The 394-nt window shown below is 66.5% G+C and carries 1 protein-coding gene; it reads left to right on the top strand.

Annotated features, from left to right (window positions below; translation table 11 throughout):
- Positions 1-98: 98 nt before the first annotated feature.
- Positions 99-394 (top strand): NAD(P)-binding domain-containing protein (locus I6F36_RS39300; RefSeq protein WP_225173330.1); only part of this gene is annotated, 296 nt, incomplete at its 3' end.

The raw sequence follows: 394 nt of genomic DNA, 5'->3' as shown, positions 1-394 counted from the left end.
GTGTACCGGCGGCATCGCCCGATCGGCCGACTGCAGCATCCCGGTCTATCGATGTGGCTTCGCTATAAGATGCGGACCATGAAAAATCGGGATTAGCCATGACGTCTTTTGCAATCGAAACGCCGGTTTCGGTGGGCTGGATTGGCGCGGGCCGGCTGGCGCGGGCATTGGCCATGCGGGCCCACGGCGCAGGCGTGCGTACCGTGGCGGTTGCCAACCGTTCAAGCGCACCCGCCGCGTGGCTTGCACACGCTACCGGCGCCAAGGCGGCCGACCCGCAAGGCGTGGCGGATGCCGCCGACTGGGTGTTTGTGACCGTGCCGGATGACGCTATTCCGGGCGTGGTCAACCACGTGCGCTGGCGACCCGGCCAACTCGTACTCCACTGCAGCGG

Source organism: Bradyrhizobium sp. BRP19 (genome assembly GCF_020194195.1).
GTDB classification, from domain to species: domain Bacteria; phylum Pseudomonadota; class Alphaproteobacteria; order Rhizobiales; family Xanthobacteraceae; genus Bradyrhizobium; species Bradyrhizobium yuanmingense.
This window is presented reverse-complemented; position numbering and strand designations above follow the sequence as displayed.